Origin of the sequence: Actinoplanes sp. NPDC051470, from assembly GCF_040682035.1 — a bacterium.
GTDB lineage: Bacteria > Actinomycetota > Actinomycetes > Mycobacteriales > Micromonosporaceae > Actinoplanes.
The window spans coordinates 622,866-641,713 of the sequence record NZ_JBFBAA010000001.1 but is presented as its reverse complement, the minus strand read 5'-3'; the positions used below and the strand labels follow the sequence as shown (position 1 = coordinate 641,713).

The following is an 18,848-nucleotide window of genomic DNA, read 5'->3' as shown; positions in this document are numbered from 1 at the left end:
CAATTCCGAACCGCCGACAGCTTGGCGGAGAGCCGGATCGGACTCGCGGTCACAGGCTTACCGAGGGTGCCCGGCCAACGATGTACCCGGGTCCTCGAACGCGCCGTGGCCCGCACCAGTTGACGCGTGATTTTGACCCATGCGGCAGGAGCCGACCTAGTCATGACCATCCCATCCGCCGAGCACCTGTGGCTTGCCGCGTTCACCGATCTGCTGGACCGCTCGCACTTGTTCCAGGCCGACGGCCTGGCCCCGGCGGTCACCGCTGTGCTGAGACCGCTGGGCCTTCACGCCGCGATCTACCTCGTCGACGACGAGCAGCGGGCGTTACGACCCGTCCTGACCGACGGCCGGCCGGCAGCCGAGCCGATCGACCTGGAAGGTTCCCTTCCCGGACGGGTGTTCACCCTGGTGCTGAGCATGCCCACCGCCCAGAGCAGCGGGTGGTGGATACCGATTGTCAACGGCACCGACCGCCTCGGCGTCATCGAGTTCACTGTCACCGGCGGCATCGCCGAGGACAATGACCTCGTCCGGCAGCGGTGCGAGACGATGGCCGGGCTGATCGGGCACCTGGTCACGGTGACCGCCCCGAAGGGCGACTTCTTGTTCCAGGTCCGCCGGGCACGGCACCCCGCCCCGCTGCTATTACGCGCTGGAAGAGTCGTGCGGGAGCTGCCCGGCGGCAGGCGGATGCCGCTCGGCCTCGACCACGCCTCCGTCCAGATCGGCGAGGAGACCATGGAACCCGGCGACCGGCTGTTGCTTTACACCGACGGCGTCACCGAAGCCCGCGACGCCAGCGGCGAACAGTTCGGCGTCCACCGGCTGATCGACCAGGCCGAACGCGACGCCGCCGCCGGGCTGCCCGCCCCGGAAACCTTGCGCCGGCTCGCGCACGCCGTCGCCGGCCACCACGACGGCCCCGCCGCTGACGACGCCACTTTGCTGCTCGCCGAATGGTCCCCGACCTCCGTCGGACGCCTGCTGCCCTGACACCGGACGCCTCGACAAGTTCCTGCACGAGGTGGCGAAGGACCGCCCGGCAGCGGCCAAGAACGCGAAGGTTGCCCTCGGGCTGATATTCGCCTTGGCGGTGCGCCGTGGCGCGCTGGGACGAACCCTGTTCGTGAGACCGGTCGCCTTCGCAAGCCCCGCCGAACCGTGTGCCCGCTCGAAGCCGAACACCTCGAAGGTGTCCGTTCGGCGATCCGCCAGTGGCAGCAGCCCACTCCTGGCAAGCCGGGACCTCGGCAAACCGGCGACTTTGGCCGACGTCGTCGACCTCATGCTCGCCACCGGCGTCCGCATCGGCGAGGTCTTGGTCGTGTGGTGGGCGGACGTCGATCGTCGAACGCCTGACACCCCGCAGCGCGGACAGGACCACCCCCGCCGAACGTGGTCGCCGCAGACATTTGTGTGTGGGTGATTCAAAATCGCATAGACAAACTTTAAGGCCCTGACCGGCGTTCTCGCTGGTCAGAGCCTTAAATGCGTGGAGCTGAGGGGATTTGAACCCCTGACCCCCTCGATGCGAACGAGGTGCGCTACCAGTCTGCGCCACAGCCCCATGGCCCCGAAGAGCCGCAGCAAGGCTAACAGGTCGCCCGGTTCCGCCGCGAACCGGATACCCCCGACGGCGGGTCACGCGGGCGGGGCCGCGGAGAAAGACGCGGGTCACGCCGAGAAGGAGCGGCCGCCGGCCTCGTAGGGGCGGCCGCGGAGGCCGCGCGCCGGTCGGTAGGACACCGAGCCGCCGCTGGCCACCGCGGGCAGGTCGGAGGTGCCGTCGAGGCCCATGGCCGTACGCCGGACGGCCTCTTTCTGGGCCGCCAGCCGGCGTTGCGCCTCGCGCCGGGCCGCCGCCCGCCGGGCCTGTTCGCGACGCACTTCGGCCTGCCGGGCGGCCAGCCACGCCGCCTCGCGGGCCTCGATGCGGCGGCGCCGGCGGTCGGCCAGGGCCCGGTTGCGCAGGTGCACCAGGTACCAGCCGAGCAGGGAGCCGGTCACCGCGCAGCCGATCCAGAAGCCGGGGCCGACGGCCAGCACGCCGACCAGTTCGATCACGTTGAGCAGGAGCAGCGCGGCGAAGACCCGGCGGCGGCGGACCACCGCGGGGGTGTGCCGGCGCGGCAGGACGACCCGGGCGGGGCGCCGGGTGACCAGTTTCAGCGGGCGGGTCGGGGTCGCCGGGACGGTGGCCTTGACCTGGCGGGGGAGGGCGACCGGACGGCGTCCGGGCACGGTGCGGCGCCGGCGGTCACGGGAGAGCACCCGTGCCGTCGACAGCGCCCGCTCCGCGGCGAGGCGCTCGGTGGCGTCGTACCGGCGCACGAGTGCCGGTGCGAGTGCGAGCAGCCCGGCCGCGGCGAGGACAGCGAGGAGCACCGAGGTGGGCACCTCACGCCTCCCGTCAACCTCGTGAAATCTCAATCATTTCGAGATTAAGGCCGGGACCTGCGGAAATAACGACGCCGCGCCGGGCGCGTCACAGTGAGTTGATCATTTTGTCGTGGTACGGAGGCGGCGCCAGCGGGCCAGGAGGCCGCCCTCGCCGGCGACTTCTTCGCTCGTCATCGCGTACCCGAGGTGGTCTCGCCATTGCCCGTCGATGTGCATGTAGCGCGGGTGGTAGGCCTCTTCCCGGAAGCCGAGTTTCTCGACCACGCGGCGGCTGGGCATGTTCTCGGGGCGGATGTTGACCTCGATGCGGTGCAGCCCGCCGACGTTGAACGCGTGGTCGACGGCCAGGGCCAGCGCGGTCGGGATGACGCCGTGCCCGGCCACCCGGGAGTCGACCCAGTAGCCGGCGTAGGCCGAACTGAACGCCCGCCGCACGATGTTGCCGAGGTTGAGGTGGCCGACCAGGCGGTCGCCGTCGTCGTCGCGGTACCAGACGGCGAACGGCATGCTCTCGCCCCGCCGGGCGGCCCGTCGCATGTCGCGGTAGACGTAGAGGTAGGCGCGCGGGGAGTTCATCTCGACCCACGGCCCGGGTGGCGACGACTCCCAGGGGGCCAGCCATTTCTGGTTGGCGATGCGCACTTCTGACCACGCGCGGGCGTCCCCGCGCCGGTACGGGCGCAGCGTCACCGCCCCGTCCGCCAGGACGGCCGGCCAGCCGGGCGCGGACCCCAGCATCTATCGCCTCCGGTCGAGCAACAACACATCGACGGTCGACCCGGCCGCGGCCGAGGTGACCCGCTCACCGAGGACCAGCAGACCGTTGGCTTCGGCAAGGCCGGACAGAGTGTACGGCCCTCCGGAGAGAGGTTGCACCGTATGGCCGCCGCCGCGCCGTTCCGCGACGTGGGCCGGCCGGAACTCGCGCAGCCCGCCGGGCGACGACACGGTCTCCAGCAGATGGGCCTTCACGCTGGGGCGGAACACCGGCTCGGCCCCGGCCAGAAGCTGGATGACCGGGCGGGCGAGCACCTCGAAGCCGATCAGCGCGGCGCCGGGCTCGCCGGGCAGGCAGACCACCGGCACCTCTTCGCCGCCGACCGTGCCGAAGCCGAGCGCGGTGCCGGGGCAGAGCGCGACGTTGGTGAACTCGACGACGCCCCGCCCGTTGTCGCGCCGGGACAGCACCCGGCGGAGCATGTCGCCGGGCCCGGTGCCGGTGCCGCCGGTGGTGATGATCAGGTCGGCGCGCAGCGTCTGGTCTTCCAGCAGGCCGCGCAGGCCCTCGGGGTCGTCGTCGCAGATGCCGATCCGGTACGCCAGCGCGCCGGCCTCGACGGCGGCCGCGGTCAGCGCATGGGAGTTGGCGTCGACCACCTGGCCGGGCTGGCTGGGCCGGCCCACGTCGACCAACTCGTCCCCGGTCGCCACCACGACGACCCGCGGGCTGGGCCGGACCACCACGTGGCCGATGCCGGCGGCGGCGAACACGGCGACCATGGCCGGCGTGACGTAGGCCCCGTCGGCGGCGAGCGCCTGCCCGACCTGGATCTCGTCGCCGGCCCGCCGGACGCCGGAGCCGCGCTTGGGCGCGTGCAGGATCTCCACCGCGGCCATGCCCTGGTCGGTCCAGTGCACCGGCACCACGACGTCGGCGCCGATCGGCAGGGGCGAGCCCGCCGCCACCGAGAAGCAGGTGCCGGGCGTCAGGCGTACCGGTCGCCAGCTCGCCGCGCCGAGGTCGCCGACCACATTGAGCCGCACCGGGCGTGGACCGCCCTCGAGCCGGCCGAAGGACGGGTGCGACCCGATGCGGCCGGCGGCCGCGAGGTCTTCCCAGCGCGCCGCGTACCCGTCGATGGCCGCCTGGTCGAAGGCCGGGAACGGGTGCGGGGCGAGCACGGCGCCGGAGAGGACGTTGCCGTGCGCCTGGGTGAGGTCGAGGTCGAGCGGGGGCAGCGCACGGAGCCTGCGCAGCGCGCTGCCCAGGTATTCCGCGAGAGGCATCAGCTCGTTGGCGGCCGCCTCGGCATCGGCCGTCGCGGTCATCCCTTGCCGCTCCCCACGAACTCGCCCAGCCAGCGGCGGAACTCCTCGCCGAGGTCGGGGCGCTTGACCGCGAGCTGGACGACGGCCTGGAGGTAGCCGAGCGGCATGCCGGTGTCGTACCGGTGACCGCGGTAGATGACGCCGTGCACCGGGGTGCCCGCCGCGAGCAGCGTGGCCATCGCGTCGGTGAGCTGGATCTCGCCGCCGCTGCCGGGCTTGGTGTCGTCGATGACGTCGAAGATCGTCGGGGGCAGCACGTAGCGGCCGAGCACGGCCAGGTTGCTGGGCGCCTCGGCCGGTGAGGGCTTCTCCACCAGGCCGGTCACCTTGACCACGTCAGCTCCTCCGCCGAGTTCGGCCGCGGCGGGCTCGACCGAGGCGATGCCGTAGCGGGAGGTCTCCGACGGGTCGACCTCGATGAACGCGAGCACGATGCCGCCGGTGCGGGCCTGCAGGTCGAGCATGCCGGGGAGCAGCGGCTCGTCCACGTCGCAGAACTCGTCGCCGAGCAGTACGGCGAACGGCTGGTCGCCCACGTGTGAGGCGGCGGTGCCGATGGCGTGGCCGAGGCCGAGCGGCTCGCCCTGGCGGCAGGTGTAGATGTCGGCGATCTCGCTGGTGCGGCGGACCTCGGCGAGGCGCTCCAGGTCGCCCTTCTCCTCGAGCCGGGCCTCGACGTCGGGGCGGCGGTCGAAGTGGTCGACCATCGACGTCTTGCCCCGGCCGGTGACGAGCAGCACGTCGGTGATGCCGGCCGCGGCCGCCTCCTCGACGATGTACTGCAGGACCGGTCGGTCCACCACCGGCAGCAGTTCCTTGGGCACGGCCTTGGTGGCCGGCAGGAACCGGGTGGCGAGCCCGGCGGCGGGAATCACGGCCTTGACCGCCCGGCGGTTCGCGTCGGGGGCTGATGTCGTCATCAGAGAGGTCACCGCACCTTCGTTCGGATCGTGCCCGGACATGCCGCGAGACTATCGGCCGCGAGCTTGACGCGGAGGCTGCGGCCCGCCGGGAGAGGCGTCGGCTTGCCCGAAGTGCCCATCCTGTACCCGGCCGGAAACCACCTCGGCCAAGCGATACGTGTCACGTCCGGCGTGCTTTGCGGCGTAGAGCGCGTCATCCGCCGCTTCCAGCACCTGCTTGGCGTCGGCGCCGTGTTCGGGATAGACGGCGATGCCGATGGACACGCTGATCGGGATGCGGTCGACGGCTCGGCCGGTGGCGGCGTCGACCCTTCTCGCGTCGATCGGTATGGGTATATCCCGGATCGCCGCCCCCAAACGCTCGGCGACGATGATCCCGCCGTACGCGTCGGTCTCCGGCAGAAGCACGACGAATTCCTCGCCGCCCTGCCGGAACGCGGCATCCACCTCGCGCAGCCCGATCCGCAGCCGGCGGGCGAACTCGCCGAGCACCGCGTCGCCGGCCGCGTGGCCGTATGTGTCGTTCACCTCCTTGAAGTGATCGAGGTCGAGCACGAGCACGGTGAGCATCCGCCCGAACCGGTTCGCCCGCTCCACCTCGCGTCGCAGCGAGTCCCGCAGGCACCGGTAGTTCCACAGTCCGGTGAGCGGGTCGGTGAGCGAGAGCCGCTGCGCCTCCTCGTGCATCCGCACGTTGTGCACGGCCACCCCGGCCTGCCCGGCGAAGGTGCCCAGGGTGGCCAGGTCGTTGTCGTCGAACTCGTCCGAGCCGAGCCGGTCGTAGAGGGCCAGGACTCCGAGCGGGGTGGGCGTCAGGTCCGATTCGTCGGGGTCGGGCGGCGGGCAGATCGGAACCGCGACATAGGTACGGCAGGCCGGCTCGTCCAGCGCCTCGCCGCCCAGCCCGCAGACGCCGCGCCGGGGCTTCCCGGTGGCCGCGACCGCGCCCAGCACACCCCGCCCGACCGGCACCCGCAGCCCGGCCAGCTCGGTCTCGGGGACCGCCCAGCGGCCGCTCAGCCCGATGGTGCAGCGGGCCACCAGCCGGCCGTCCTTGGGGTCGATGAGCAGCACCACGCCGCCCCGGGCGCCGGTCGCGGAGAGGGCGGTCCGCAGGATCACCTGGAGTATCCGGTGCAGGTCGTGGGTGCTGGAGAGGGTGTCGCCGAGGATCGCCAGATGGCCGCGGAGCTGGTCCCGGCTCGCGGTCAGGGCCTGCACGTACGCCTGGAGCTCGCGGGTCATCCGGTTGAACGCGCCGGCCAGCCGGCCGAGCTCGTCGTCCCGGGTCAGCGGCACCCGGGTGTCCAGCTCGCCGCCGGCTACCCGGTCGGCGGCCCGGGCCAGCTCGGCCAGTGGGCGGGTGGTCGAGCGGGCCAGCCAGCGGGCCACCAGCACGGCGCCGGCCGCGACCGCGAGCACGCCCATGGTCATCAGCGCGTACAGGCCGCGCGGGTCGTCCTCGGGAACGCTGACGGCCAGCGGCAGCGGCTGTCCGGGGCCGACGGCCACGCGGCGGACCGTGCCGGTCGGGCTCGCGCCGGGACCCCGCGCCTGGGTGCCCCGCACGGTGGCCGCGCCGGCGCCGTCGTGGGCCCGCAGCAGCACGTCGGCGCCGCTGGAGGCGGCCAGCCGGTCCACGAAGCCGGCGTCCAGGCGCTGGGCGGCGACGACCTGGGTGCCGTCCTCGGCGGTGCTGGCGGCGGAGATCGCGTCCACGCCCCCGGCCGGTCGGGCGCAGTCCCGCCAGCGCGGGTCCGTCCGGTCGGTGATCTCGCTGGCCAGACCCCGTTTGACGAGCTGGCGGGCGGCAGCGGCGCGGTCGCCGGCGGACAGCACGGCCACGGCGTCGGCGGTGGCCTGGAGCTGCCGGCAGACGGCGCCGATCGCGGTGCGTACGGTGGTCGCGGCGTGATCGAGCCGCTCCTCGGCGCGGTCGGCGTTGACGGTGGTCACGGCGACGCCGACGAAGAACGATCCGAGCAGCACCGGGCCGAGCACCACGGCCAGGAAGGCGCTGGTCAGCCGGCCACGTAGCGTCACGCGTCCTCCATCGGGCAGGCCCGGTCGTGATGGGCGTTGTGGGGCGATGCTGACATGGTGTGCACCGTTTGTCGGTTTTGGAAAGGGGTGTTGCATGTCCGATTTCGCCCGTGACGCGGAACGATTGAAAGCCGCGAAGGTTGCGCTGCGCAATCGATTGCTTACTGCGCGCCAATCATTGTCCGAGGCGGTTCGCCGGTCGGCCGACGCGTCGGTCCAGGCTTCGACCATCACATGGGTACGGGCACAGCAACCGACTGTCTGTGCGGCGTACGCGCCGGTCGGCGGCGAGCCGGGCGGCCGCGACCTGCCCGATCGGCTCGCCGAGGTGTGCACGGTGCTGCTGCCGGTGCTGCTGCCGGACGGCGACCTGGACTGGGCCGAGTACGACGGCGCGGCCCGGCGTACCCCTCGGGGCCTGCTCGAACCCGGCGGACCGCGGCTCGGCCCCGAGGCGATCGCCCGGGTCCCGGTGATCGTGGTGCCGGCGCTGGCGGTGTCCCGGGACGGCGTCCGGATGGGCCGGGGCGGCGGCTCCTACGACCGGGCGCTGAGCCGCGCCCGGCCGGCCCGGACGGTCGCGCTGCTGCACGACGGCGAGCTGCTCGACTCGGTGCCGGCCGAGCCGCACGACCAGCGGGTGGGCGCCGTCATCACACCGTCGGGAGGCCTTATCGAGTCGTCCGGCTGGACGAAATAAACTCCGGTGACGCAGCATTGGCACTCACGGAACACGAGTGCCAGCCCGATCTCTCCGGAGGACCAGTGCCGACCTATCAGTACGCCTGCACCGAGTGCGGTGAGCACCTCGAGATGGTGCAGTCGTTCTCCGACGAACCGCTGACCGTGTGTCCGGCCTGCCAGGGCCGGCTGCGCAAGGTGTTCAACTCGGTGGGCGTCGTCTTCAAGGGCTCCGGGTTCTACCGGAACGACTCCCGCAAGGCCCCGACCACGGCCGAGTCGCCGTCCGAGTCCAAGTCGTCCGAGTCGAAGTCGTCCGAGTCGAAGTCGGCGGACACCAAGTCGTCGGATTCCGGCAGCACCACCAAGACGGACAGCAAGCCCGCGGCCACGTCGTCGACCTCATCGAGTTCATCGAGCTCCTCGACGAGCTAGCCCCAGTGCGGCGGGCGGTCCTCGAGGAGGCGGTCGTCGTTCGTCCGGTCGGTCTCGCCCCAGCCGCGCTCGGTGTCGTCGCGGGTCTGTTCCGGGAGCAACGGCGCTTCTTCCGCCTCGAAGTCGACGATGCGCTCGCCGTCCGCATCACGCTCGGGCTGATCCAGGATGTCCACGGCATTCAGGGTAAGGCCGCGTCGGCTCCGTCGTCGTCCCCCGCCCGCTGTACCGTCGGTGAACGTGAGCACCCCCACCGGTGGCGATGACGAATACTGGCGTCGGCCGGACGCGGCCTACGATGCGGCCCGTCCCGCCGAGCCCGGAACGCCTGCTGAGCCGCCGTACGCCGGACCGCCGCGCACCGAGGCGCCCAACCCGTTGTGGCGGCCGCCGACCGTGGCCCACCCGCCGCCGCCACGCGAGATGCCCGCTCAGGACATCGACGCGCTGGACGACGCGGAGGGGTCGGCGCGCACGGTGACGTACGGCGTGGGCCTGGTGGCCGGCGCGATCGTGCTGATCCTGATGTGCCTGCTCTGCGGCCGGCTGGTTTTCTGACCACGCTTTCCACGCGAAACGGCCCCGACCTTCCCGGTCGGGGCCGTTGCTCAACGACTCAGTACTGGCCCCACACCGCGGTGGCGCCCGAGTCGCCGGTGCGGAAGCAGTAGTAACCGGACACCGCGGCGAGCGCGACCATCACCACGGTCAGGCCGATGTTGGCCGCCGCGGGCAGCGCCGCCGACCGGCGCAGGGTGACCGCGAGCATGACCAGCGTGATGACGCCCAGGGCCAGCGAGGACCAGAAGGTCAGCGTGCCGAAGCCCTGGTGGTCGGCGATGATCTCGGCGCCGCGGCCCTTGAGCCCCTGGTCGAGCAGCCGCTGGCGCAGCTCGTTGCCGGACAGCATGGCCACCAGGGCGGAGATCGGGGCGACGATGGCGAGCAGGCCGACGGCCCAGCCGATGCGCGGGCGGAGCCGGGCGAACAGGGCGTACACGATCGCGCCGAGCGCCAGCAGGGGTACGAAGATGACCACGGCGTGGATCACCAGCGCGTGCACGGGCAGGCCATTTATCTGATCGAACACGGACGCCTCCTCGATTCGGGCGGGGCTGACAGCCTCGGTACAGCGACAGTCACGGACACCCCGCGCTCGCGAGTACCTCTGACCGGACGATTCGGTTCACCGATTAAGTCAAAACTTCAAGGATCTTGGCATACCGTACGTCAGGTTGAGGGTGGGGGGCGGCGCGTGCTGTCATGGTGTGATGTCGACCGGTGCCGAAATGTTGCGCGCTAGCGGCCTGCGCGTCACCCGCCAGCGCCTGGCTGTTCTCGAGGTGCTGACCCGGGGCGGACACCTCGAGGTCGACGAGATCACCCGGCACGTCCGGGCCCGGCTCGACTCGGTCTCGACCCAGGCGGTGTACGACGTGCTCGGCGCGCTGTCCCGGGCCGGGCTGGCCCGCCGCATCGAGCCGGCCGGCAGCCCCGCGCTCTACGAGGCCCGGGTCGGCGACAACCACCACCACATCGTCTGCCGCGGCTGTGGCGCGATCGAGGACGTCGACTGCGCGGTCGGCGAGAAGCCCTGCCTGGCGCCGTCCTCGCCGCACGGGTTCGCGGTCGACGAGGCCGAGGTGACGTTCTGGGGGCTCTGCCCGTCGTGCCAGGCCCTGACGCGAGAATCCTGAACGAGTTCAACTTGTGGCACGCTGGATGGCGTGGACCCTGACTTCGGCCTCTTCGGCCCGCACTCGGTGACGTGGAAGGTGCACAGCGAGCCGATCGTCACGCTGGGCGGCCTGCGCAGCCTCTACCTCCAGGCGTTGCATCCGCGCGCGGTCGCCGGGGTGGCGCAGAACTCGTCGTACAAGAGCGACCCCTGGGGCCGGTTCAACCGCACCTCCGAGTACGTCGGCACGGTGCTCTACGGCACCACGGCCGAGGTCACCCTCGCGTCCAGCCGGTTGCGCCGCCTCCATTCGAGGATGACGGCGACCGACCCGCGAACCGGCGAGACCTTCCGCATCGACGAGCCCGACCTGCTCCGCTGGGTGCACGTGACCGAGGTCGAGTCCTTCGTGACCACCGCCCGCCGGGCCGGCCTGCAACTCACCGACGGCGAGGTCGACGAGTACTACACCGAGCAGCGCCGGGCGGCCGAACTGGTCGGCCTCGACCCGTCGTCCGTACCCGGCACCGCGGCCGAGGTCGACGCCTACTACGAGGCGATGCGGCCGGAGCTGGGCCTGACCAAGGATGGCGTGGAGACGGCCGCCTTCCTGACCGTGCCGCCCATCCCGTCCGGCTGGGGCGGCCGGGCCTTCCGCCTGGCGCTCACCCTGGGCCCGGCGCGCTGGGGCTACCTGGGCGTCGCCTCGACCGCGGTCGCCCTGCTGCCGCCCTGGGCCCGCAAGATCTACGGCGGGCTGGGCTGGCCCACCACCGACGTCACGGCCAGCCTCTCGGCCCGCGCCATGCGCCTACTGCTGCAGGGCGCCCTGGCCGCGATGCCGTCCGAGTACCGCGTCCCGCCGATGCGCCGAGCCGCCCTGGAACGCGCCGGCCTCGCCTGACCGCTCGCCCCGCCGGCGCGGCTCGGCCAGGGCGCTGATCACCGCCGCCACCGAGATCAGGGCCGCGATCAGGGCCGAGTCGCGAAGCCCGGGGCCGTCCAGCAGGCCGCTGCCGATCAGAGCGCCCGCGGTGATGCCCACGTTGAAGGCGGTGGACGAGCCGGCCGAGGCGAGATCGGTGTCGCCCGGCGCCAGGTCGAGGACGCGGGCGGAGAGGACGACGGTCAGGCCGGACAGGACCAGGCCGGTCGCCGCGGTGGCGATCACGGTGGCCGCCGGGTTCCCGCTCCACACGTACTGCGCGGCCAGGGCCACCGCCTGGAGGCCGATCAGGCCGGTCATGGCCGGCCAGGCGTACCGGCTGATCAGAAAACCCACGGCGATCGCGCCGAGCAGGCCGGCCAGCCCGCGGAGCAGCAGGACCGGGCCGACCGCCGAACCGGGGAGGCCGGTCACGTCGGTGAGGAACGGCGTGATGCAGGTGAACGCGGTGAACGCGGCGGTCACCGTCACCGTGGTGGTGACGATCAGGCTGAAATACCGTCGGGCGTCCGGGTTCCGCCCTCGGCCGGCGTCACCGCCGGGCGGTTGCTCCGGCATCAGTGCCAGGATCACGGCGGAGGCGGCGACGGCGAGCACGGCGAGGACGAGGAACGGCGCCCGCCAGTCCAGCCGCTGGCCCAGCCATGTGCCGCCCGGCACGCCGAGCAGGGGCGCCGCCGAGGTGCCGGCGACCAGGACGGCGATGGCACGGGCTCGCACGGCCGGCGGGAACAGCGCGGCCGCCGCCGGGGTGACCACGGCCCAGAACACGGCCTGGCTGAGCGCCGTCACGATGCGGCCGGCGACCAGGACCGGATAGGTCGGGGCGAGCGCCGACAGCGTCATGGCCGCGGCGGAGATCAGCAGCAACGTGCTCAGCAGCCGCCGCCGCGGCCAGCGGTGCGTGAGCCGGGTCAGCGGAATGGTCGAGACGACCACGATCAGCCCGTACACGGTCACGAGCAGGCCGATTCTCGAGGCCGGGGTGCCGAGCTCGCCGGCGATCTGGGGCAGCAACCCGATCGGCAGGGTCTCGGTGGTGACGAACAGGAAGGTCGACGCGGTCAACGCCGCGACGATGGTCCAGGCACGCATGCTTCCCCCATAACCATGTTTTGGTGGTAGCGACTTGAAGGCACGCTACCATCAAAACCCCGCTATGGTGGAGACATGGATCTGCGCATCGTCGGCGGGCACCCGGCGCTCGACCTCGCCAACACGGTCGCGCCCCGGCAGACCGGCGACGATCAGATCGAGTTCCTGTCCGACCCGGCCGCCCTGCTCGCGTGGGCGCCGAGGATCGGCATCGTGACCGGCGCCGACATCGAGCGCGTCGAGCGGTCCTGGTCGCCGGAGGCCGCCCTGGCCGACGTGCTCGAGTTGCGGTCCCTGGTCGACCTGACCCTGGCCGGACAGGATCTCGACCGGCTGAGCCGCCGATGGGCCGCGGCGATGGACCGGTCGGCGCTGGCGCCCACCTCGCCCGTCTCGCTGCTGGTCGGCACCGACCCGGCGTGGATGATCGGCGACCGCCTGGCCGACGCGCTGGTCGACCTGCTGCGCACCGCCGACCTGAGCCGGCTGCGCGCCTGCCCGCCGGACGAGGGCGGCTGCGGTTTCCTCTTCCTCGACCGCAGCCGCAACCTGACCCGCCGGTGGTGCTCCATGGACGACTGCGGCGCCCAGGCCAAGTCCCGCCGCCTCACCGAACGGCGGCGGGTCCGAGGCGGGCGGTCAGGCTGAGTCGCCGCTGAGGCGGGCCAGTTCCTCGTCGATGACCGCGATGTCGAGCTTCTTGAAGACCGGCTTCGGGGCCTGCAGCGCGGTGCCGGCCGGCAGCGGCACCGACTCCCAGCGGGCGCCCACGGTGTAGTCGCCGGTCAGGATCGGGTACGACGGGCCGCCGTCCAGGTCGTCGACCTCGACGATGGCCGGCATCGGCTGGTGGACGCCGGTGTTGCCGAGCAGCTCGTGAACCTTCTGGGCGGAGTGCGGCAGGAACGGGCTGAGCAGCGTGTTCGCGTCGCTGACGACCTGGAGGGCGACGTGCAGGATGGTGCCCATCCGGTCTTTCGACGACGGGTCCTTGAGCTTCCACGGCGCCTGGTCGGACAGGTACTTGTTGGCCTCGGCGACCACGCGCATGGCCTCGCCGATGGCCGCCTTCTGGCGGTGCTTGCCGATCAGGTCGCCGACCCCGGCGAAACCGGCCCGGGACACCTCGAGCAGGCGGAGGTCGTCGGCGGTGGGATCGAGCAGCGGGGGGATCTGGCCGAAGTTCTTCGCGGCCATCGAGATCGAGCGGTTGACCAGGTTGCCCCAGCCGGCGACCAGCTCGTCGTTGTTGCGGCGGACGAACTCGGCCCAGGTGAAGTCGGTGTCGTTGGCCTCGGGGCCGGCCGCGGCGATGAAGTAGCGCAGGGCGTCGGCGTCGTACCGGGACAGGAAGTCGCGTACATAGATGACCACGCGGCGGGACGAGGAGAACTTCTTGCCCTCCATGGTCAGGTATTCCGAGCTGACCACCTCGGTGGGCAGGTTGAGCCGGCCCAGCCGGCCGGGCTCGCCGCCCTTGTCGCCCTCGCCGGAGTAGCCGAGCAGGATGGCCGGCCAGATCACCGAGTGGAAGACGATGTTGTCCTTGCCCATGAAGTAGTAGGCCAGCGCGTCCTTGCCCTCGCTGTCGGCCGACCACCACTTGCGCCACGCCTCGGGATCGCCGGTGCGGCGGGCCCACTCGACCGACGCCGACAGGTAGCCGATGACCGCGTCGAACCACACGTAGATGCGCTTGTCGTTGCGGTCGCTCCAGCCGTCGAGCGGGATCGGCACGCCCCACTCGAGGTCGCGGGTGATCGCCCGGGGCTGGAGGTCGTCGAGCAGGTTGCGGCTGAACTTCAGGACGTTGGGCCGCCAGTTCTCCCGCTGGTCGAGCCACGCGCCGATGGCCTGGGCGAAGGCCGGCAGGTCGAGGAAGAAGTGTTCGGTCTCGACGAACTCGGGCGTCTCGCCGTTGATCTTGGAGCGCGGGTTGATCAGCTGCTCGGGGTCGAGCTGGTTGCCGCAGTTGTCGCACTGGTCGCCGCGGGCGCTGTCGTAGCCGCAGATCGGGCAGGTGCCCTCGATGTACCGGTCGGGCAGGGTGCGGCCGGTCGACGGGGACTTCGCGCCGAGCGTGGTCTTGCGGACGATGTAGTTGTTGGCCAGCAGGCCGGTGAACAGCTCCTGGGTGACCGCGTAATGGTTGCGCGTGGTGGTGCGCGTGAAGAGGTCGTACGACAGCCCCAGCCCGTGCAGGTCTTCCACGATCACCCGGTTGTAGCGGTCGGCCAGCTCGCGGGGCGTCACCCCGTCGGCGTCGGCCTGCACCTGGATCGGGGTGCCGTGCTCGTCGGTGCCGGAGACCATGAGCACGTCGTGGCCGGCCATCCGCATGTACCGGCTGAACACGTCGGAGGGCACTCCGAAGCCGGAGACATGACCGATGTGGCGCGGGCCGTTGGCGTAGGGCCAGGCGACCGCGGCGAGAACGTGACTCATGGTTCCCCAGCGTAGTGACACCTGAGGTACGCCTGCGAGCGCCATGGTGCCGTACCGAAAAAGGTAGACACGCCCCTTATATGGGTGATCGTCGGGAAGATGTGCAGTCTACTGAGGCGGTGACCGGAGACGCGCCGCAGCCAGGGGAAACGCCGCGGACCGAGAGCGAGACGTGGTCTTTTCCCGACCCCAACACGGCATGGTGGCGGGTCGAGGAGGAACGCGACCGCGCGGAGGCGCTCGCCGAGGCGGCCGCCGCCCGGCCCCGGCATCCACGACGCCGTCCGGTGTCGAGCGCCCCGGCCAACGCCCTGCCCGCCGCCTATGGCGGCACCGAGCCCGCCTTCGCCCCGGAGGCCCTGGACGCCCACGCGGCCGGCGCCCACGACCTGGCCGGCGCGCTCGAGCCCGCCCCGCCGGTCGAAGCGGAGCGGACCACGGCGCTGGTCGAGGCCGGGCCGGCCACGCCCGCCGCGCTGGTCGAGGCCGAGCAGGAGGAGCGGATCGAGCTGGTCGAGGCCATCGCGGCCGCGCAGGCCGTCGAGGACGCGACCCCGGAGCCCGAGCCGGTCGAGCGCGACCACCACCGCCGGCCCAAGGACCGTTACAACCCGCCGGACAAGACCGATGAGGGGTACGCCGTGAGCAGCGCCGACGAGGCCCAGGCCGAAGCACCCGCCACCCCGGACCCCGAACCCGAGGTGATGGTCCTGCCCGAGCCCAAGGACCGGGTGCCGGTCCTGCCCGGGCAGGGGGTCTCCCGGCTCGGCCAGGTGGCCGACGAGGCGAAGCGGGAGCGGCTGGAGAACCACCCGTTCTGGCTGAGCGAGGAGGAGCGGGCGGCCGCCGGCAACGCCTGGCCGTCGCCGGAGACGCGGCAGCGGCTGGCCGCCTCGCCCGGCCCGGCCGACGAACGACGGGGTCTGCCGCCGGCCCGTAAGCCGCGGTCACCGCGTGGCCCGGTGGCCGGACTGCTCGGTCTGGTGCTGCTCGCGCTGGTGGCGGCGTTCTTCTCGTGGGTCAGCGCGGAACCGTTCTGGTTGGCCGTGGGCCACGGTGACCAGGGCGTCGCGACCGTCTCGCGGTGCACCGGCAGCGGCGTCACGCAGCGCTGTCAGGGCTCGTTCGCGGCGGCCGACGGCGGCTTCCCGGTCGAGCGGGTCACGCTGCTCGGGGTGGACGCGAACTCACGCGACACCGGGGCGATCACGCCGGCCCGGATGGTCAGCCCGGAGAGCCGGCAGGCGTACGTGGGCGGGCCCGGTCTGATGTTGCACCTGCGCTGGACGCTGGGGTTCGTGCTGGTGCTCCTGTGCGGCTACGGCATCGCGGGGATGACCGGGGCGCGGCGGCTGGAGACCGCCCGCAGCCGGCGCGGCGCGGTGCTGATCAGCCTGGCCGGACCGGTCCTGCTGCTGCTCGGCTTCCTCGCCGCCGCCTACTGAACCCGCCCTGGGCTACCACTGGCTATTGGTCCTGGTGGACGAGCGCGTAGACCTCGCGGCGGCGGAGCCCGAACTCGGTGGCGACCGCGGTGATCGCGTCCCGCCGCGAGTCGCCGGCCGCCTCGCGCGACGCCACCGCGGCCCGGAGGTCCTCGTCCGGCGGGCGCTCGGCCGCGACCACCGGGGCGCCGCCCAGCACCAGCGTGATCTCCCCGCGTGGGGGCGTGGCGGCGGCCCAATCGCTGAGCTCGGTCAGCGTCCCGCGGCGGATCTCCTCGTACGTCTTGGTCAGCTCGCGGCAGACCGCCGCGGGCCGCTCCCCGCCGAACGTGGCGACCAGGTCGGCCAGCGCGTCGCCGATCCGGTGCGGCGCCTCGAAGAGGACCAGCGTGCGCGGCTCGGCGGCCAGCTCACGCAGCCGGGAGCGGCGGCCCGAGCCGGAGCGGGGCAGGAAGCCCTCGAAGACGAACCGGTCGCTGGGCAGGCCGGACAGCGCCAGCGCGGTGGTCACGGCGCTGGGCCCGGGCGCGGCGGTCACCGGGAAGCCGGCGTCCAGGGCGGCGCGGACCAGCCGGTACCCGGGGTCGGAGACGCTCGGCATGCCGCCGTCGGTCACCACCGCGACGGTCTGTCCGGCGCGAAGGGCCTCGACCAGGTCGGGCGTACGCCGCTCCTCGTTGCCCTCGAAGTAGGACACGATCTTCCCGCCGACCGTCACCCCGAGGTCGCGGGCCAGCCGGGTCAGGCGGCGGGTGTCCTCGGCCGCGACGACGTCCGCGGTCGACAGGATGTCGCGCAGCCGCTGCGACGCGTCGCCGACGTTGCCCAGCGGCGCGCCGAGGAGCACCACCCGTCCGTTGCCCCCGATTGCACCTGGCTCAGTCACGGGAGGAAGTCCATCACACCGCGCCACGAGGGCTGGACGAGCACGGCCATGGCCGCGCGGCCTACCATCGCGGGGTGAGTGTGGCGACCGACATCGCGCCCGTACCCGTCGAGGCCGACATGGCTCCCTTCGGGAAGCGGCGGGTGCCCGACGCCGTGCGCCGCCGGTTGTCGACGCTCGACAACTGGCTCAACCCGTACTCCTGGCTGGTCACCGCCGTGATCGTCGCGATCGCGGCGATCCTCCGGCTGGTCGGCCTCAGCAAGCCCAAGGTCCTGGTCTTCGACGAGGTCTACTACCCGACCGACGCCTGGGACATGTTGCACCACGGCGTGGAGTGGGACGAGAGGACCAACGGCCCGGCCTACGTGGTGCATCCGCCGTTGGGCAAATGGCTGATCGCGCTGGGCGAGATGGCGTTCGGCAACACCCCGGTGGGGTGGCGGGTGCCGACCGCGGTCGCCGGCACGCTGATGGTGCTGATCCTGATCCGGGTGGCGTACCGGATGTTCCGCTCGATCGTGCTGGCCGGCGTGGCCGGCCTGTTGATGACGCTGGACGGCTTCCATCTCGTGCTGTCCCGGACGTCGCTGCTGGACATCTTCCTGGGGCTGTTCATCCTGGCCACCTTCGCGGCGCTGCTGATCGACCGGGACGCCTACCGGCGGCGCTGGCTGCGCGCCCTGGAGAACGGCTTCGACCCGGAGACCTCCCGGCTGCCCCATTTCGTGCCGTGGTGGTTGTTCGTCGGCGGGGTGATGTTCGGGCTGGCCTGTGGCGTGAAGTGGAGCGCGCTGTTCTTCGCGCCGCTGTTCGCGCTGCTGGTGGTGGCCTGGCGGGTCGGGGCGCGGCGCTCGGCCGGGATCCGCCGGCCGATCGCGGTCCGGCTGCTCGGCGACCTCGGCTGGCTGGTGGTCAGCTTCACCCTGACGGTGATCTTCTATCTGGCCACCTGGACCGGCTGGTTCGTCACCAACTCGGGCTACTTCCGGCACTACCGGGAGGCGAACGGGATGAGCGAGCCGCCGATCCTGGGCGCCCTGCTCAACCTGGCCCACTACCACCACCAGGCGTACACGTTCCACAGCGGCCTGACCGACAAGCATCCGTACCAGTCCTGGCCGTGGCAGTGGCTGCTGCTGGGCCGGCCGGTCGCCTTCCACTGGAACGGCACCGGCAGCTGCGGGGCGAGCAGCTGCGCGACCGAGATCCTGCTGCTGGGCACGCCGATCCTGTGGTGGTCGTTCCTGCCCGCGATCGGCGCGCTGATCTGGTTCGGCGTCGCGCGGCGCGACTGGCGGGCCTACGCGATCGGCGCGGGCCTGGCCGGTGGCCTGCTGCCGTGGTTCTACTACGCGGTCGCCGACAGCCGGACGATGTTCGTCTTCTACGTGCTGCCGGCGCTGCCGTTCCTGATCCTGGCGGTGACCTACGCGCTGGGCGCGATCATGACGCCGCCGGGCGGGATCGAGTCGGGGGAGAGACGCTCCGACCGGCAACTGGTCGGGACCGTGATCGTGGGCGCCTTCGTGGCGATCGTGGCGCTCTGTTTCGCCTACTTCTACCCGATCTTCGTGGGCGAGACGATCCCCTATCAGTCCTGGCAGGCCCGCATGTGGCTCGGGTCGCGCTGGATCTAGGTCTGGCTCACGCCGGAGCTCCGGGGACAGAAAAGCGCGCTCCGATCGCCTGCCACGGGGGAAGCGGGCGATAGGAGCGCGCACCACGAAGCTTAGCCATGGGGACCGCTGTCCACAACGGCTGTCCATACTCAATCATCAGGAGATCGGGCAAAATTCGGTCTCGGGCGCACGATCTT

General features: G+C 72.1%; 19 protein-coding genes, 1 tRNA gene and 1 pseudogene. 10 read left to right on the top strand and 11 right to left on the bottom strand.

What is annotated here, in order from left to right; genetic code table 11:
• The first annotated feature begins 162 nt into the window (after positions 1-162).
• Complete coding sequence (locus AB0M54_RS03080) at positions 163-996, top strand: PP2C family protein-serine/threonine phosphatase (protein WP_364313801.1); 834 nt, start codon at positions 163-165, stop codon at positions 994-996.
• 4 nt (positions 997-1,000) lie between these two features.
• A pseudogene (locus tag AB0M54_RS03075) lies at positions 1,001-1,348 on the top strand (site-specific integrase); the annotation flags it as partial.
• Between the two features lie 148 nt (positions 1,349-1,496).
• On the opposite strand, the gene AB0M54_RS03070 reads toward AB0M54_RS03075, so the two are convergent.
• The 6 genes from AB0M54_RS03070 to AB0M54_RS03045 form a co-directional block, all read right to left on the bottom strand.
• Positions 1,497-1,570, bottom strand: a tRNA-Ala gene (locus AB0M54_RS03070).
• A gap of 107 nt (positions 1,571-1,677) precedes the next feature.
• Positions 1,678-2,400, bottom strand: coding sequence for a hypothetical protein (locus tag AB0M54_RS03065; RefSeq protein WP_364313802.1), 723 nt, complete (start codon positions 2,398-2,400; stop codon positions 1,678-1,680).
• Positions 2,401-2,502: 102 nt separating this feature from the next.
• Positions 2,503-3,141: a GNAT family protein gene (locus AB0M54_RS03060; RefSeq protein WP_364468825.1), complete on the bottom strand. Its 639-nt coding sequence runs from the start codon at positions 3,139-3,141 to the stop codon at positions 2,503-2,505.
• The gene (gene glp, locus AB0M54_RS03055; RefSeq protein ID WP_364468824.1) at positions 3,142-4,452 is read right to left on the bottom strand and encodes a gephyrin-like molybdotransferase Glp; all 1,311 of its coding nucleotides are present in this window, start codon (positions 4,450-4,452) and stop codon (positions 3,142-3,144) included.
• Complete coding sequence (locus AB0M54_RS03050; RefSeq protein ID WP_364313807.1) at positions 4,449-5,372, bottom strand: UTP--glucose-1-phosphate uridylyltransferase; 924 nt, start codon at positions 5,370-5,372, stop codon at positions 4,449-4,451. The genes glp and AB0M54_RS03050 overlap by 4 nt, the downstream gene beginning before the upstream one ends.
• Positions 5,373-5,423: 51 nt before the next feature.
• The gene (locus AB0M54_RS03045) at positions 5,424-7,418 is read right to left on the bottom strand and encodes a diguanylate cyclase (RefSeq protein ID WP_364468822.1); all 1,995 of its coding nucleotides are present in this window, start codon (positions 7,416-7,418) and stop codon (positions 5,424-5,426) included.
• Between the two features lie 94 nt (positions 7,419-7,512).
• On the opposite strand from AB0M54_RS03045, the gene AB0M54_RS03040 reads away from it, so the two are divergent.
• Positions 7,513-8,118, top strand: a complete 606-nt coding sequence (locus AB0M54_RS03040) for a 5-formyltetrahydrofolate cyclo-ligase (RefSeq protein WP_364313811.1) — start codon at positions 7,513-7,515, stop codon at positions 8,116-8,118.
• A 65-nt stretch (positions 8,119-8,183) separates the two neighbouring features.
• Positions 8,184-8,534, top strand: a complete 351-nt coding sequence (locus tag AB0M54_RS03035) for an FmdB family zinc ribbon protein (protein WP_364468820.1) — start codon at positions 8,184-8,186, stop codon at positions 8,532-8,534.
• Here AB0M54_RS03035 and AB0M54_RS03030 read toward each other — a convergent pair.
• Positions 8,531-8,710 carry a hypothetical protein gene (locus AB0M54_RS03030; RefSeq protein ID WP_364313816.1) on the bottom strand — a complete coding sequence of 60 codons (180 nt, stop codon included), beginning with the start codon at positions 8,708-8,710 and terminating at the stop codon, positions 8,531-8,533. The genes AB0M54_RS03035 and AB0M54_RS03030 overlap by 4 nt on opposite strands.
• Positions 8,711-8,774: 64 nt before the next feature.
• Between AB0M54_RS03030 and AB0M54_RS03025 the strand changes: the two genes are divergently transcribed.
• Positions 8,775-9,092 carry a translation initiation factor 2 gene (locus tag AB0M54_RS03025; protein ID WP_364313819.1) on the top strand — a complete coding sequence of 106 codons (318 nt, stop codon included), beginning with the start codon at positions 8,775-8,777 and terminating at the stop codon, positions 9,090-9,092.
• A 58-nt stretch (positions 9,093-9,150) separates the two neighbouring features.
• Here AB0M54_RS03025 and AB0M54_RS03020 read toward each other — a convergent pair whose 3' ends face one another.
• Positions 9,151-9,624, bottom strand: coding sequence for a DUF2231 domain-containing protein (locus AB0M54_RS03020; RefSeq protein ID WP_364313821.1), 474 nt, complete (start codon positions 9,622-9,624; stop codon positions 9,151-9,153).
• A gap of 181 nt (positions 9,625-9,805) precedes the next feature.
• Here AB0M54_RS03020 and AB0M54_RS03015 point away from each other — a divergent pair, with 181 nt between their 5' ends.
• The gene (locus tag AB0M54_RS03015; RefSeq protein WP_364313823.1) at positions 9,806-10,231 is read left to right on the top strand and encodes a Fur family transcriptional regulator; all 426 of its coding nucleotides are present in this window, start codon (positions 9,806-9,808) and stop codon (positions 10,229-10,231) included.
• 30 nt (positions 10,232-10,261) lie between these two features.
• Positions 10,262-11,116 carry an oxygenase MpaB family protein gene (locus AB0M54_RS03010; RefSeq protein WP_364313824.1) on the top strand — a complete coding sequence of 285 codons (855 nt, stop codon included), beginning with the start codon at positions 10,262-10,264 and terminating at the stop codon, positions 11,114-11,116.
• Here AB0M54_RS03010 and AB0M54_RS03005 read toward each other — a convergent pair.
• Complete coding sequence (locus AB0M54_RS03005; RefSeq protein ID WP_364313826.1) at positions 11,024-12,253, bottom strand: MFS transporter; 1,230 nt, start codon at positions 12,251-12,253, stop codon at positions 11,024-11,026. The genes AB0M54_RS03010 and AB0M54_RS03005 overlap by 93 nt on opposite strands.
• A gap of 75 nt (positions 12,254-12,328) precedes the next feature.
• On the opposite strand from AB0M54_RS03005, the gene AB0M54_RS03000 reads away from it, so the two are divergent.
• Positions 12,329-12,901, top strand: a complete 573-nt coding sequence (locus AB0M54_RS03000; protein ID WP_364468818.1) for a CGNR zinc finger domain-containing protein — start codon at positions 12,329-12,331, stop codon at positions 12,899-12,901.
• Here the strand turns inward: AB0M54_RS03000 and metG are convergent.
• Positions 12,893-14,698, bottom strand: a complete 1,806-nt coding sequence (metG, locus tag AB0M54_RS02995) for a methionine--tRNA ligase (protein ID WP_364313831.1) — start codon at positions 14,696-14,698, stop codon at positions 12,893-12,895. The genes AB0M54_RS03000 and metG overlap by 9 nt on opposite strands.
• A 119-nt stretch (positions 14,699-14,817) precedes the next feature.
• Here metG and AB0M54_RS02990 point away from each other — a divergent pair, with 119 nt between their 5' ends.
• Positions 14,818-16,143, top strand: a complete 1,326-nt coding sequence (locus AB0M54_RS02990; RefSeq protein WP_364313834.1) for a hypothetical protein — start codon at positions 14,818-14,820, stop codon at positions 16,141-16,143.
• 22 nt (positions 16,144-16,165) lie between these two features.
• On the opposite strand, the gene rsmI is transcribed toward AB0M54_RS02990, so the two are convergent.
• Positions 16,166-17,011 carry a 16S rRNA (cytidine(1402)-2'-O)-methyltransferase gene (gene rsmI, locus AB0M54_RS02985; protein WP_364317034.1) on the bottom strand — a complete coding sequence of 282 codons (846 nt, stop codon included), beginning with the start codon at positions 17,009-17,011 and terminating at the stop codon, positions 16,166-16,168.
• Between the two features lie 137 nt (positions 17,012-17,148).
• Here rsmI and AB0M54_RS02980 point away from each other — a divergent pair, with 137 nt between their 5' ends.
• Positions 17,149-18,669 carry a phospholipid carrier-dependent glycosyltransferase gene (locus AB0M54_RS02980; RefSeq protein ID WP_364469180.1) on the top strand — a complete coding sequence of 507 codons (1,521 nt, stop codon included), beginning with the start codon at positions 17,149-17,151 and terminating at the stop codon, positions 18,667-18,669.
• Positions 18,670-18,848 lie beyond the last annotated feature (179 nt).